A 15,283-nucleotide genomic window follows, 5' to 3' on the forward strand; every position below is an offset into this window, starting at 1 on the left:
ATTCGTCCCGCTTTTTTTCGGCGTAACAGATACAGGTAGTAAATTATAAGTAACATAGGCGTGGCGTGCCTGTTTACTCATTCACGATTCATGATTCACTTTTGAATTTTGAATTTTTACTTTTGAATTTTCTGTCGTTCGCATACAAAAATCCGTCGTTCGCCACCTTTTGTCAATCAGGTGTGTTTTGTGATAGTAGATTTACATCGGACATTGTGTTAAACAATGCTATTCCGGTGGCAGGTATTGGCGGACGGGGTCAGTGCCTGTCCCGGTTTTTTTCAATGTTCCTTTAAGACGAGTTCAATAAATCGATAGAGTTGCCCTCTATTATACGCACCGACCCTTAACCCTGACGGGCTTCCTAACGGAGTCCGTTTTTTAATTCAAAAGGAAAAAGTCAAAATTCAAAAGGCCCTACAACGCGTCATCAGGTGACTGGCGTTTCATTTATTTAAATTTTTTACTAAAAAAGCCCCCGTTTCAAACAGGGGCTTTTCGAATTTGCTTTTTTGAATTTTAATTGACCAGGAAGCGGCTGGTAACCTGGCGTTTGCCGTCACTGAAACGCAGCAGGTACCATCCTCCGCGCAACTGACCTGTTGCCGGTAACGATGTGCGGCTGCCGGCGGTCATAACGGAAAGCGAACCGGCTCCGAGCTGACGGCCACCCGCATCAAACAGGATCCATGACAACGGACGATCCGTATTTTCCTGTAATAAGATCTCCACCGGCTGACCTGTTCTTACTACTGTCGGTACTACCTGTACAAACTGCTGTTGCTCGCTGATTGTAATGGTTCTTACCGGGCTGTAACGGAAGCGGCCGTCGATATCTGTCATCCGCAGACGATAGTAAATCGGCGCATTATAAATCGCGATCGGATCGGCGATCTGATAGGTATGATTACCGGGTTGATTCACGGCTGTCACACGTCCGATCGAACTGAAGTTGTTGCCATCCAGGCTACGCTCTACTTCGAAATGACTCAACTGTTCTTCGCGGACAGTCTCCCAGATGAGTTGTACACGGTTCTGATCGAAACGTTTTACAATAAAGTCGCTAAGTACCAACGGCAGGGTACCGGTGCTCAAAGAAATAGTATTGGACTCAATGCTTTCGTTGTGAAAGCGGTCAACCGTTGTTACGAGATAAAAATAAGTATTGCCGGTAACGAGCGTACCATCGGTATAACCGGTGCTGTCGGCATGCACGATCGCCAGCAGGTTGTTGGCATCATTGATATCAACCGGGCTTGTCTGGGAGCGGTACACAACGAAGTTGCGCACTTTGTCGAACTCATTGGCCGTGGCAGCAGGAGGCGTCCATGTAACCCGTGCGCTTAGACCGCTGACGCTGCCTGTTAAGCCTGAAGCCGGAGCAGGAGCCACGTTGTCTTTCCACGGCATGGTGGGTTGCAACGCGGGCTTTTGATAAAAGAACAAACGCATTGAATCGCGGAAGCCGTTTAAATTATTGCGCAGGCTGGTGGTATTATAAATAGCCTGTCCTTTTACATTCGGATAAGCCGCATCGCGGTTCATCCGGAGCTGCCGCGGGATCATGGTAACATCGGTTTCATAAGTACCGTTACCAGCCACGCCCACTTTGTATCCGGCCATGCCGATATAAATATGACGGGTAGAGGAAACATTGTTCCACCAGGGAATCAATACGGAATAGTTGGCCGCAGAGAGGCCGATCTGCCAGTATACCTGCGGAGCCAGGTAATCGACCCATTCCTGTTGTATCCAAAGGCGGCTGTCGGCGAAAATGGTTACATAGTGCTCGAAACCGGTGGTGGCAGAACCACCTACACCGGTGCCGTTGCGCCAGATGCCCGAAGGAGAGATGCCGAATTTGGTCCAGGGTTCCACCGTGGCAATGCTGTCGCTTATTTTTTTGATAAGCAGGTTCACATTATTGCGGCGCCAGTCGGCGCGTACCGAATAACCATTCGGGTAGGCGGCAAATGTGGCATCATCATTATAAGTGGCATTGGGATAAAAATAGTCATCGAAATGGATGCCATCCACATCGTAGCGGCGCACGATATCCATGACCACTTTGGTAACATATTCCCGTACATCGGGAATACCTGGGTCGAGAATGAGTTGGTTGGGCGTGGTCGACGTGATCAGCCACTCGGGATGTTGTTTTGCCACGTGGCTGGCGGCAAGCGCATTGTAATTGGTGGTGGTATTGCTGCTAAGCGCGCGATAGGGGTTGAGCCACGCATGAAGTTCCATGCCGCGCTTGCGGCATTCGTCGATAGCAAATTGCAACGGGTCCCACATCGTGGATGGAGGGTTACCCTGTACGTTGGTGAGATCTTTAGACCAGGGTTCGATGGTGCTGGGATACATGGCATCGCACTGGCTGCGCACCTGGAAATAAATGGTGTTGATGCCGGTGGCCTTGTGGCGGTCGAGGATCACGATCAGCGAATCGCGCTGCCGGGCCGGGGTATGAGCCGGGTTGGGCCAGTCGATACCGCCAAAAGTGGCGATCCACGCACCACGCATTTCACGTTTGGGCGGCGATTGGGCAGAGGCGGCCGATGAGGCCAATAAAAAGGTTGCCAAAGCAAGCAGAGGTAGACTTCTTCTCATAGCTGTCTGTTTTTTTGCAGTTATTTGCGTAATTTATGGCAAAGTGGCGGTAAGCTGCGGTTTTTGTCGAAAAACTTTGCCGCATAAAAGCGCAAAAACGAGCAAAATGAGGATATTTGTTTTCCAAGCGACATCTTTCCACACCTGTTAAAAATTTTAGGAAAAAAAGAACCAATACCTTGCGTCAAATGGTGAACTTTCCCTACCTTTGCGATCCAAAATTTTCAAATTATCATGGCTAGAGTATGTCAGGTTACAGGTAAAACGCCGATCGGAGGAAACAAAGTTTCGCACTCCAACATCAAGACCAAGCGTCGTTTTCTGCCTAATTTGCAGAAAAAGAAGTTCTACCTGGTGGAAGAAGACAAATGGATCACCTTAAAGCTCAGCGCTGACGCAATCCGTACGATCGACAAGAACGGTCTGTACAGTGTTGTGAAACAACTGCGCGCCAGGGGTGAAAAGATCTAACTGATAGGCCTTCTCCGGAAGGGTCTTCGGATTCCTCCGTCCAAATCAGTCTGATTTTTCAAATCCCGAAGCTTCGGGATCAAATTCAACAAATTTTCAAATTAACGCAATATGGCAAAGAAAGGCAACCGGGTACAGGTAATTCTGGAATGCACTGAGCACAAAACAAGTGGTCAGCCTGGCACCAGCCGTTACATCACGGTTAAAAACAAAAAGAACAATCCTGAAAGAATGGAGTTGAAAAAATACAACGCTATTCTGAAGAAAGTGACTGTTCACAAAGAAATCAAGTAATGATACCATTCAAAGCCGGCAGCACATCCTGCTGGTTATGAATATAAACTAATAAGATCATGGCAAAAGCAGCTTCTAAAAACGCGAAAGTAAAGGACCTGAAAGCTTCTGCAGAAGCAAAGAACTGGACCAAGGTGATCAAAGCCGTAAGAAGCCCTAAAACAGGCGCTTACACTTTCAAAGAGCAGATCATCCACAAGGATAAAGTAAAGGATTTTCTGGCCCAGAAATAATCCGGGTACTTCATGTATATCCAGAAAGCTGTTCGTTGCCACGGATGGCTTTTGTTGTTTTAGGTTGACCAGCCGGTCAGCATTTTGTTCACCGTTCAGCATCTCTTCATATGGGTTTTTTCAATAAGCTATTCGGAAAAAAAGAAAAGGAAAGTCTCGATCAGGGCCTTCAGAAAACCAAAGAAGGTTTCTTTGCCAAGATCAGCAAAGCCATTGCCGGCAAAAGCACGGTTGACGAAGAAGTTCTCGACAACCTGGAAGAAGCACTCGTAGGTGCTGACGTCGGTATCGAAACCACCGTTCGTATCATCGAGCGCATCGAGAAACGGGTGGCCAAAGACAAATACCTTAATACAGGCGAATTGAATAAAATGCTTCAGGAGGAAATTGAACAAATTCTTGTAGATGCTCCTGAATCAAATAGTTATGCATTTGACTCCAATCTCCCGAAGAAGCCTTATATCATTCTCGTTGTAGGTGTGAATGGTGTGGGCAAAACTACCACCATCGGCAAACTCGCCTATAACTTTAAAAAAGCGGGCAAGGAAGTGTTGCTCGGCGCCGCCGATACTTTCCGTGCCGCTGCAGTGGACCAACTCACCATCTGGAGCGAGCGCGTAGGTGTTCCCATTGTCAAGCAGGACATGGGCAGCGATCCCGCCGCCGTTGCCTTCGATACCGCACAGAGCGCCGTGGCCCGCCAGTCAGATGTGGTTTTAATCGACACCGCCGGCCGCCTTCATAACAAGGCCCACCTGATGGATGAACTCAGCAAGATCAAACGCGTTATCCAGAAAGTATTACCCGACGCACCGCACGAAGTACTCCTGGTGCTGGACGGTAGCACGGGGCAGAACGCCGTAGAACAGGCCCGCCAGTTTACCGCCGCTACCGATGTGAGCGCCCTCGCCATCACAAAACTGGATGGCACAGCCAAAGGCGGCGTAGTGCTGGCCATTGCCAATCAATTCCGCATTCCCGTGAAGTTTATCGGCGTGGGGGAGAAAATGGAAGACCTGCTGGTTTTCGATAAACATGAATTTGTTGACAGCCTTTTCAGCTTGAATACGAACGAATAAGAAAGGCTTACTGAATATTTTTTATGAAGACAAAAACGCTCCGCAGAGACAAGGTGAACATCATCACCCTGGGATGCAGCAAGAACATGGTAGACAGCGAGGTATTGAGCGGACAGCTCCTTGCCAATGATATCGCCGTGGTACATGAGAACAAAAAACTCGATCACAATATCGTAGTGGTAAACACCTGCGGTTTTATCGATAAGGCCAAAGAGGAAAGCATCAACACCATTCTCGACCAGGTAGAACTGAAGAGAAAAGGAAAGCTCGATAAAGTATATGTAACCGGTTGCCTGAGCGAACGCTATAAAAACAATCTCGAAGACGAGATCCCCGAAGTGGATGCCTTTTTCGGCACCATGGAACTTCCCCTCATCCTGAAACAATTCGAGGCCGATTATAAAACCGAGCTGGTGGGCGAGCGTCTGCTGGCTACACCGCAACATTACGCCTACCTCAAGATTTCCGAAGGCTGCAACCGAACCTGTTCATTCTGCGCCATTCCTTTGATGCGTGGCAAACACCAGAGCCGCTCCATCGACGACCTGGTGCGCGAAGCCGAAGGCCTGGTACGCAAAGGCGTGAAAGAAGTAATGCTCATTGCACAGGAACTGACCTACTACGGCCTCGATATTTATAAAAAACGCGCCCTTCCCGAGCTGTTGCATCGCCTCGCCGACGTGCAGGGATTGGAATGGATCCGCCTGCATTATGCTTACCCGTCCAAATTTCCGCTGGAAATCCTGGACGTAATGCGTGAACGCGACAACATCTGCAACTATCTCGATATGCCGCTTCAGCATGCCTCCAACAATATGCTGAAAGCGATGAAACGCCAGATCACCCGCGAGGAAATGGAAGAACTTGTTGCTTCCATCCGCGAACGTGTTCCCGGCATCTGTCTCCGCACCACACTGATCGCCGGTTTCCCTGGCGAGACACAGGAAGATGTGGAAGAACTCAAAGGTTTCCTCGAACGTATGCGCTTCGACCGCGTGGGCATTTTCACCTATTCACACGAAGAAGGTACTTCTGCTCACGATCTCGTTGACGACGTGCCTGCTGAGGAAAAGGAACGCCGCGCACAGGAGATCATGGAAGTGCAGCAGGAAATCTCTTACGAAAAGAACCAGGAAAAAATCGGCCAGGTATTTAAAGTGCTGGTCGATAAAAAAGAAGCCGGCCGCTACCTTGGCCGCACCGAGTTCGATAGCGTAGAGGTTGACAACGAAGTGGTTGTTCATTCCGACCGCAAGCTGCTGCCCGGCAATTTCTACCATGTAAAAATCACCAAAGCGTACGACTACGATCTTGAAGGAGAAGTGGTGGAGGTTTGAGGTGCAAGGCCCGACACTTCGGGCCGAAGTGTCGGCCTAAGGCGTAAGGTTTAGGGTGTAGGGAAATAATTAAATCTTTGCGGCTTTGTGCCTTATGCAGCTTTGCGTGAACCGACGTTGTTTTTCCCGCAAAGGCGCAAAGTAATTGAGTCGCAAAGATGGCTTCGGGAGGCCGAAGCATCGGCCTCAGCCACCATTCACTTATTAACTTATTCACTCATTCACCCTTTGGAATTTTGACTTTTGATTTTTGAATTTTTCCTCCATTCCTGGTAATCCAAAAAATAAATCAGTCTCAACGAAATACTGTTGAACATCGGGTTGTCTAATGTATTCCGCAGATTACGATAATACGAATCGCGGACAAGCTGATTGCTAAGTTGCCCCGCATTTTTCCAGCCAATATTTAAAAAACTACCCGGCGCAAACTGCCATGTATACACCATATCGATGTTAAAAAAGTTGATGTTGTAGTCAGGATTCGGAGTAGTGGTAACCACTTCCGTCGTATGGCCATCCGCTGACAGATCAAACAATTGAGTGAAGTGTACCTTACTCCAGTAATGCCGCAGACGAACGGTAATGCCCATGCGGTTGGTGAAGCTGTACTTCATGTCCAGCGTATTCGAAATCGTCCGGCGGTCGCGTAAGCCGATTACCACACCGGGCACAGCGGTCAGGTAAGCAAAGCCATAATCATTCCGCTGAAGCTCCACATAGTTGTTCAGGCCAATATTCAATTTATCACTGAAACGGTAATTGTTACCCAGGCTTATTTCGGAGAAATTACCATTGAACCGCGGCGCCAGGCGATGATAGAATTCCGCAGACAGCGTGTATTTTTTTGCTTTATTGCTTCTCAGCCAGATGCCTTTCATCCAGGATGCGGGTCTGCGCAGTACATAACCGTCGAGCCGCGCATCATAATAATCGTTACTACGCGCCCGGTAGTCGAGTTCGAATCCCACATTCCAGAGATTTTTCATTTGCCCGTTTACGTTACCGCTGAGCACAAGATCCTGGTAGAGCCGTGGCTCTTGCAATTGCGAATAATTGCCATTGATGTTGATGTAAATATTGTTGTAAAAACTTTTTGGTTTTACCCATTTATAACCGGCGTAAAAGCCGTGCGTGAGATAATTGTTATTGGTGAAATAGCCCATATCAGACTGATTATACCGGCTATCCACGTACCAGCGATGAATGTCGAAATTGAAACGGCCTTTGAATTTTCCAAAGAATAATTCATATTGATTGCCGCTGTAGGTTTTTCCCGGAGCTTCATACCCGATCAGGCGGCTATGGGCAACTTTACCCCACACATTCCATTTGATATTTTTATCATAAAGGTCCCAGTCGAGAGCGGTGACGTTGGCGTCATAGTCATTCCCGCTTCTCCATACATTCGTGTTGATCAATGTTACCCTGGAGTTGTGCGGAAGTGCCTGATCGAGCACGGCTATATTATAGTTGGTCAGTGGTGATGTCTGCACTTTATAAGTTTGCTTGTCGGCTTTTTCCACTGTTGCATATTCGCTTCTGGTAATTGCATTGAATAATCCTATTCCCAGTTTACTTTTTGTGCGCCCGCTGATTTTGGTGGCATTCAGCAGTTTTGTTTGTGCAGGATTTTTGCGGATTGTTTCGCCTCCGGCACGATCGTAATCAACATCGTAATAATGCAATGGCTGCCCGCCGATACGCCGGCTGTAAAACAAATCTCCCTGGGAGAATAGCTCCGTTCCTTCATTGAAGAACGGCCTGTTCTCATTGAATTTTACTTCAAATGGCGACAGGTTCAACACCTGGTTGTCGCTTTGTACTTGTCCGAAGTCGGGAATCAGTGTCATGTCCATGGTAAATGCGTCCGAGATACCGTACTTCACATCCATGCCACCGCTGAGTGTGGAACGCCATTGATTCTCCGTTGAAGCATCTTTGGTGAGATAAGAAGACAGATAAGGAGAAAAAGACAAACGCAATGGGGGACGTATATCCTGAAGGCCAGACCAGGTACCAAATTGATTGACGAAACCGAAGTGCGTGGGGTCTACAGGACTCCAGGAATATTGCTGCCCCGTGCGTGAACGGCGGCGAAGCACCTGTATGTTCCAGTCCTGCAGTTTGCCTTTGCTGAACCGCACCGCTGCATAAGGAATTTTCATTTCAAAACTCCAGCCATTATCATGAATCTTTGCACGTGTTTCATATACCGCATTCCAGCTGCCGTCTTCACTACCGGTACCATATTTGATGTCAAATTGCTCGTTGAGTGGCGTAACGAAGAAGGAGAGGGCATTGATTTTATCCTGATAGGTGTCGAGGATCAACCCGGCGAAGTCGTTGATGCCGATTTCATCACGCCCCGCCAGTTGGGTGGTAACGCTGTCGCGGGTTGATTCGCGGCAGAACCCGGCAAAGTAGATGGCTTCGTCATCGTACAGCAAATAAAAAGTGGATCGTGTAGCCTCCATTTCCGGTCTGCCAAAGGTCGGTCGCATTTCGGTGAGTGTGCCGGGCATCAGCCCTTTTTTCCAGGCTTCTTCATCCGGCATGCCATCCATTACAATGGGCAGGTCGCGCCGGACGGCTGGAAATTGTTTTTGTGTATTTTGCGTGTGGGCACAAAAGTGTAAGGCCAGAATGAAAAATAACAGCAGGGTGTGACGCATAAACAGTGATGTGATAAGAAAGCTTTCGTAAAGAAACGAACAGCGCGTATTACAGTTACAGCCGGCAAAAAATATTTATAAAAATCCTGACAAGTGGTAACCTTACTCCACGGACGGAGTGAAATCCGGCAGGACCTTAACAAATAAACGATCATGGAATACAAAGACGCTACGACCGAAGAAATTGAACTGATCATACAGCAATCATGGGCCGCATTCGAGGTATACCGCAATTTCAGTTTACAACAACGCGCCGCTTTTATGCGCGCCATTGCTGACGAACTCGATAAAACCGGTGATGCGTTGCTGGAAGCGGCTGCTGCGGAAACACATCTGCCCTTGCCCCGTTTGCGCAACGAACGCGCCCGCACGATGTTTCAGTTGACGAGTTATGCCGCTGCCTGTGAAGCCGGCAACTGGCTCGAAGCGCGGATCGATACGGCAGTTGCCGATAAAAATCCGCCGAAGCCGGATCTGCGTAAAATGCTGGTGCCGCTTGGGCCCGTAGTGGTTTTTGGCGCGGCCAATTTTCCTTTTGCCTATTCCACCGCCGGAGGCGATACGGCCTGCGCGCTGGCAGCCGGTTGCCCCGTGATTGTAAAGGCGCACCCCGGGCATGCCCATACCAGCCAGTTAGTAGCGGATGCCATCACACGTGCCGCACGTGCCACCGGCATTCCGGATGGTGTATTTGCACATATCCATGGTGCGTCATTCGAGGTGGGCAAAGCGCTCATAGAACATCCGTTGATCAGGGCAGCCGGCTTCACGGGATCATTTGCCGGAGGCAAACAATTATTCGACTGGGCCAACCAGCGTAAAGAACCTATACCTGTATTTGCGGAAATGAGCAGCGTGAATCCTGTATATCTTTTACCCGGAAAACTAAAAGAGGCCGCTGAAGAAACGGCGCGTCTTTATGCCGGATCCATCACCCTGGGTGTGGGACAATTTTGCACCAATCCCGGTATACTCGTAGCCGTGGAAGGTGAAGCGCTGGATCGTTTCAAAAATGTATTAACGGAAGAAATTAAAAAGACAGCGCCGGGCGACATGCTTAACATCGGCATCTTTAAAAACTATGTGGAGAAACGCGCCAACGCACTGGCGCAGGAAGGCGTGGAGATGACTGCAGTACCCGAAGCCGATCCGCAATTGGAACAGGGACTGCCTACGATCGCAACTACTACGGCGGCCGTTTTCCTCGAAAATCCGTTGCTGCAAAAAGAAGTGTTCGGTCCGTATTCGTTGCTGGTTGTTTGCCGCAGCGAAGCCGAAATGCTGGAAGTGGCCCGGCACATCGAAGGGCAGTTAACGTCAACGTTGATGGCCACGCAGGAAGATCTTGCACGCAACCGCTACCTGATCGATATAGTGAAAAATCAATGCGGGCGTTTGATCCTGAACGGGGTGCCCACCGGCGTGGAAGTGTGTCTGAGTATGCAGCACGGCGGACCTTATCCGTCTACCACGGATGCGCGTTTTACCTCCGTTGGAGCCGATGGCATCAAACGCTTTGCACGTCCTGTGGCTTTTCAAAACTGGAACGATGAATGGCTGCCTGCGGAATTGCAGAACAGCAATCCGCTTGATATCTGGCGTACGGTGAATGATGAGCTGACGAAACAGCCGGTGAATGGGTGAATGGTGAATCGTGAATCGTCAATGGTGAATGGTGAGTAAGTCAATGGTGAATAGTGAATGGTGAATAGTGAATGGTGAATGCGTCAAATCTCCCCTGGTTCGTGTTTTCACGAACACGGGTGAATGGATCAAATTCCCTTGGCTCGTTCGCTGAGGCCAATACGTCGGCTTCACGAAGGGCACAAAACTTATTACTTAGTACTTAAAACTTACTACTTCCTGCGGCTCCACACAACCGTGCCTGTCAACGAAAGCAATAAATAACCGCCAACAAGATAACCACTCATGGGTAGCCAGTCAGAGAGCCCGAACCAATCGGGTTGCAGGTAGAGGAGATAAGCGCCAAAACCGGCTTTTACCAGCTCCGCTGCCCATGCATAAGGATGGCGGTCCATCAGTTCGGTCAATGCATAAACACTGACGAATATAAACAGACCATACAGGTAGATATAAGCGTGATCGAGTTGATTGATATGCGCGAGGCGCGCAAAGAAGTAGCTGATAAAGCCAAGTAAGATCACCAGTTGAATCCAGCACCAGGCCTTTAATCCGGCAGAAGCGGGCGGATCATACTTTTCCATACTATAAGGATCATCGATTTTGTACACGGGGAAACGTTCGTTTACATCATCCGGCCGCCAGCCGGTCGGCATCATCCAGAGGCGTAATTTGTCTTTCCATTTTTTCGTATACCAGGCATCGCGGAACAGCAACCCTACATGTTGAAAATTGATGCGAACCGGATTCCAGGTACGTACGGGGCGGGTAATGCCATACACCGGTGACACTTCTTTCAATTCTTCCTGGAACGTACCAAACCATTTGTCCCAGACAATGAATATCTGCGAAAAGTTTTTATCGATGTATTCTTTGTTGAGTGCATGATGCACGCGATGATGCGAAGGCGTAACAATGATTTTTTCCAGGAAACCCATTTTATTGATATGCCGGGTATGATACCAGAATTGAGCAAACAACTGGATAGGTGCCACCACTGCAATTACTTTGGCAGGAACGCCGAGCAAAGCCGCCGGCAACAGGAAAATCACAAACAGTTTTACAAACTCGGAAATGCTTTGCCGCAAGGCGCAGGCAAGATTGAACTCTTCGCTGCTGTGGTGGATGATATGATTATTCCAGAAAAGATTATAAACGTGGTTGAGCCGGTGGCTCCAGTAACCCATGAAGTCGAGTGCGATAAAAGCGATCACGTAGGTCCAGACCGTAGTAGGCATGTGTACCAAAGCTAGATGTGCGACCAGCCATTCATAAGAAATAAGGGCGATGCTGATGCCCAGTACATCTTTGGTGACGTTGGTGATGCCGCTGCTAAGGCTGCTGATCATGTCCATGTGCCGGACGGTATCATTTCCTTTCCGCCAGCCATACCATTTTTCCAATAAGACCAGGAGCAGGAAAGCGGGCATTGCAATGAGCAGGATCTTTCCGTACGTTTCCATACCGCTACAATCGTTTCCCGAATTTACAGAAAAGCCATGATTTGACGTAAAGACTGCCTCCGAACCATTTAGTTAAAAAATTGTTGATAGGTCGAATCGCCAACCAGTTGTTTCTTATTTTTACGTTTTTATGGACTGCAGCGCTACCCGCATACCTTATTCCAAGACCGGCTATTTCAGCAACCTGGTAAAAGATTACCTGGAAGATCACCCGTCGTTGCGGGAGTTTTATGCGTACAGACCCGATGTGGAAGGTCTGCGGCAGTCGATTGCCGACCGGGCAAAACGACCCATCAACCGCAAAGCCCTGACAGATGCGCTCAAGGCACAATACGCCGGCGTGCGGCAAACAACCGCTACCGAAAAAAATATCGAAGCCCTTGCTTCGCCACAAACATTTACGATTACAACCGCGCATCAGCCCAATCTTTTCACCGGACCCTTATATTTTTTATATAAAATATTGCATGTGATCCGGCTGGCTGATAGTTGTAAAACATTATTCCCCGATCACGATTTTGTGCCTGTTTATTATATGGGCAGCGAAGATGCCGACCTCGATGAGCTCGGCTATTTTGTTGTAAAAGGTACCCGCCATACCTGGCATACCCAACAAACCGGCGCCGTCGGCCGTATGAAAGTAGACGACGAATTGCTACGCCTCATCGACGAACTACGCGGTGAAATAAGCGTATTGCCATACGGCGAAGAAGTACTCACACTTTTACAAGCCGCTTACACAAAAGGCACTTCCATCCAGGACGCAACATTCCAGCTGGTCAATGCATTATTTGGTGTATACGGACTGGTGGTATTGATCCCGGATAATCCGTTGCTTAAAAAAGAAGGCATTACCATATTCCGCCGCGAACTGGAACAGCAAACAGCCGTACAGTTAGTGGAGAAAACAGCGCAGGCCATTGAAAAAGCCGGATACAAAGTGCAGGCCCATGCGCGCGAGATCAATCTTTTTTACCTGGAAGAACAAAGTCGTCAGCGTATAGAATATGCGGATGGTGTATATAGTGTTCATGGAACAGACCGCCGTTTTTCCAAAGAAGAAATAGAAAAAGAACTGGACCAACATCCGGAAAGGTTCAGTCCCAACGTGATCCTTCGTGGTGTATTCCAGGAAACCATATTACCCAACATCGCTTTTGTCGGTGGAGGAGGGGAGCTGGCCTATTGGTTGCAACTCCGTGCTGTGTTCGAAGATCATCAGGCTCATTATCCCATATTGATCCTGCGCAATTCATTTCTCATCATGGATCAGGTCTGGCAGGAAAAAGCCGCCCAGCTCGGTATCGATGATGCGGCCACACTTTTTGCACCGGAAGAACAATTACTCAATTCGCTCGTACATGATAACAGTACCAATGCCCTGCATCTCGGTGCGGAACGCGAAGCATTGAATCGTTTATACGATGAAATGGAAGCGAAGGCTGTTGCGATCGATGCCACATTGAAAGGACATGTTGAAGCATTGCGCACACGTGCGCTTTACCGCGTAGATGAATTGGAAAAGAAAATGCTGCGCGCCGAGAAGCGTAAATTCGTTGATCACCGCCGCCAGCTTCATGCATTGAAAGCAGCCTTGTTCCCCGGAGGCAGTCTGCAGGAACGCGTTGAAAATTTCTCTTCGTTTTATGCGCTTTACGGGAAGGAATTTTTACACGAGCTACACAAGGAATCTCCCGCGCTCGATCAGGAGTTTGTTATTGTGAAGGTGTAAAGCGTAAGGAGTGAGGCGTAAGGTATAAGCGAGATGGCCGTTTTTTATTCACCATTGACGATTCACGACTCACGCTCCCTGAGGCACTCGAAGGGACGCAAATCACTCTATTCACAATTGCCAATTGACAATTCACAAAAAAGCCTCCCATAAAGGAAGGCTGCTATTTTTGACTTTCGTTCACTGAGCGTGTCGAAGGGTTACTTTTGAATTAATTGTACAGTTTCTCCTTCAACACTCCGCGCACGTTCTCGGGAATTTCTTTGAACAAGTTAAGCGGTATACCGGCAGCATTTGCCTGCAATTCAAGATCGGATACTGTCACTACATAATTGCGCCAGGCATTTTTGCCGGCAGTGTTCGTTGAGTAAAGCTGGTTATTATTCGGCATGTTCACCGCCAACACGGTTGTACTGGCATCGATGCGTGCCAGGTCGCCGTTGCCTTTCGGCATCACCACCACTACCTTCCAGATATAAGCCGGCACATTTACACGACCTGCATTGATGGTATTGGCTACACCATTGGAACCGGTGCCTCCCTGGCCATAGTTACCCATGAAAATATAAGCTTCATTGTTACCGGCCACCAGGTTGTTGCGCACAAAGTCTTCCAGCCCTTCCCATGGTCCCTGGTTCATCAGCGGTGCCTGCGGAATAATGTTGGTCATTAAAAAGGTAGACGAGTTTGCAGTGGTCGTAGTGGTACGATCCGCCGAAGGACAATTGTGTCCACGGTCAAAACCACTGTTGCTGTAACTGGCATTGTCTACATGGTACCAATCAACAGGCAGACCCGGATCGGGACGGAAATCATCCTGCCGTGAAGCCGTGCCCACGTCTTCGCGCTGCAGGTGCCAGGCCACCCATACCGGTGTGCCTTTGCTGCGGCTGTAAGCGAGTTTATAAAACAAATTGTCCTTGAGGTAATTTTCAGGATAACCTGTACTGGTTACTGCATTCGTCGGATTGCCCAACAGTATGGCATCATTGTCTGTTACGGGCGTCGGTGGCACCACAACCGGAGGTTCCGGTACGGGATCCGTAAGGTCTTCCGTATTTTTTGAACAGGCGGCAAGCGTCAGGACCGTAAAAAGGATCCAGGTACGTGGAAGGAGACTTTTCATGGCGGCAAGATATGCCAGATGTCCGGCCTGGCAAAGCCGTACAATAATTTAATACAGGAAGATGTCTTACTGATTGGTATCAAATGAGTTGGGGAGGCCATTTGCCTGGAGACGCGCTGCTTTTGCCAGCACTTCTTCGTTCATTTCTGCCTTGAATGCATCCAGTTTTTCCGCCACTGATGTGTCAGATGATCCGATGATCTGCGCCGCAAGGATGCCCGCATTTTTAGCCGCATTCAATGCTACGGTCGCCACGGGCACGCCGTTCGGCATTTGCAGAATCGATAATACGGAATCCCAGCCGTCGATGGAGTTGGATGATTTTACGGGTACGCCAATCACCGGCAGCGAGGTGAGTGAGGCTACCATACCCGGCAAATGTGCGGCACCGCCGGCGCCGGCTATGATCACTTTCAACCCGCGCTTTCTTGCCTGCGTTGCATAGTCCACCATGCGCAAAGGTGTGCGGTGTGCCGACACAACGGTCACCTCAGCACTGATACCTATACTATCAAGAAAGTTTTTGGCATCCTGCATCACAGGAAGATCGCTGTCACTGCCCATGATGATACCTACTACCGGATTGGATGTTTGCATGCGGTTGAATTGATTGGTCGCGCCA

12 protein-coding genes are annotated in these 15,283 nt (G+C 48.8%); 7 read left to right on the top strand and 5 right to left on the bottom strand.

The features are described from left to right. Positions 1 to 519 precede the first annotated feature (519 nt). Positions 520 to 2,613, bottom strand: coding sequence for a glycoside hydrolase family 10-like protein (locus H608_RS20930; protein WP_081658766.1), 2,094 nt, complete (start codon positions 2,611 to 2,613; stop codon positions 520 to 522). Positions 2,614 to 2,847: 234 nt separating this feature from the next. On the opposite strand from H608_RS20930, the gene rpmB reads away from it, so the two are divergent. From rpmB to rimO, 5 genes are all read left to right on the top strand, one after another. Continuing rightward, entirely contained in the window at positions 2,848 to 3,084 is a 237-nt protein-coding gene (gene rpmB, locus H608_RS0102180) for a 50S ribosomal protein L28 (RefSeq protein WP_028786238.1), read from the top strand. 111 nt (positions 3,085 to 3,195) lie between these two features. After that, positions 3,196 to 3,378, top strand: coding sequence for a 50S ribosomal protein L33 (gene rpmG, locus H608_RS0102185; protein ID WP_028786239.1), 183 nt, complete (start codon positions 3,196 to 3,198; stop codon positions 3,376 to 3,378). Positions 3,379 to 3,437: 59 nt separating this feature from the next. Further along, on the top strand, positions 3,438 to 3,611 hold the full coding sequence (locus tag H608_RS23980; RefSeq protein WP_071836904.1) for a DUF4295 domain-containing protein: 174 nt from the start codon (positions 3,438 to 3,440) through the stop codon (positions 3,609 to 3,611). Between the two features lie 110 nt (positions 3,612 to 3,721). Further along, positions 3,722 to 4,690, top strand: a complete 969-nt coding sequence (gene ftsY / locus H608_RS0102195; RefSeq protein ID WP_028786240.1) for a signal recognition particle-docking protein FtsY — start codon at positions 3,722 to 3,724, stop codon at positions 4,688 to 4,690. Positions 4,691 to 4,713: 23 nt separating this feature from the next. Next, positions 4,714 to 6,027, top strand: coding sequence for a 30S ribosomal protein S12 methylthiotransferase RimO (rimO, locus tag H608_RS0102200; RefSeq protein WP_028786241.1), 1,314 nt, complete (start codon positions 4,714 to 4,716; stop codon positions 6,025 to 6,027). Positions 6,028 to 6,248: 221 nt separating this feature from the next. On the opposite strand, the gene H608_RS20935 is transcribed toward rimO, so the two are convergent. Beyond that, positions 6,249 to 8,699: a DUF5916 domain-containing protein gene (locus H608_RS20935; RefSeq protein WP_051267937.1), complete on the bottom strand. Its 2,451-nt coding sequence runs from the start codon at positions 8,697 to 8,699 to the stop codon at positions 6,249 to 6,251. A gap of 153 nt (positions 8,700 to 8,852) precedes the next feature. Here H608_RS20935 and H608_RS0102210 point away from each other — a divergent pair, with 153 nt between their 5' ends. Next, positions 8,853 to 10,343 carry an aldehyde dehydrogenase (NADP(+)) gene (locus H608_RS0102210; protein WP_038006814.1) on the top strand — a complete coding sequence of 497 codons (1,491 nt, stop codon included), beginning with the start codon at positions 8,853 to 8,855 and terminating at the stop codon, positions 10,341 to 10,343. A gap of 212 nt (positions 10,344 to 10,555) precedes the next feature. Here the strand turns inward: H608_RS0102210 and H608_RS0102215 are convergent, their stop codons facing one another. Beyond that, complete coding sequence (locus H608_RS0102215) at positions 10,556 to 11,803, bottom strand: sterol desaturase family protein (protein ID WP_028786243.1); 1,248 nt, start codon at positions 11,801 to 11,803, stop codon at positions 10,556 to 10,558. Between the two features lie 130 nt (positions 11,804 to 11,933). Between H608_RS0102215 and bshC the strand changes: the two genes are divergently transcribed. Then, on the top strand, positions 11,934 to 13,535 hold the full coding sequence (gene bshC, locus H608_RS0102220; RefSeq protein ID WP_028786244.1) for a bacillithiol biosynthesis cysteine-adding enzyme BshC: 1,602 nt from the start codon (positions 11,934 to 11,936) through the stop codon (positions 13,533 to 13,535). A 211-nt stretch (positions 13,536 to 13,746) separates the two neighbouring features. Here bshC and H608_RS20940 read toward each other — a convergent pair whose 3' ends face one another. Further along, positions 13,747 to 14,661 (bottom strand): DNA/RNA non-specific endonuclease, encoded by a 915-nt coding sequence (locus H608_RS20940; RefSeq protein ID WP_038006817.1) that lies wholly within the window; start codon positions 14,659 to 14,661, stop codon positions 13,747 to 13,749. Positions 14,662 to 14,727: 66 nt separating this feature from the next. Next, complete coding sequence (purE, locus tag H608_RS0102230) at positions 14,728 to 15,258, bottom strand: 5-(carboxyamino)imidazole ribonucleotide mutase (protein WP_028786245.1); 531 nt, start codon at positions 15,256 to 15,258, stop codon at positions 14,728 to 14,730. Positions 15,259 to 15,283 lie beyond the last annotated feature (25 nt).

The sequence above is a fragment of the Terrimonas ferruginea DSM 30193 genome (assembly GCF_000425585.1).
GTDB classification, from domain to species: domain Bacteria; phylum Bacteroidota; class Bacteroidia; order Chitinophagales; family Chitinophagaceae; genus Terrimonas; species Terrimonas ferruginea.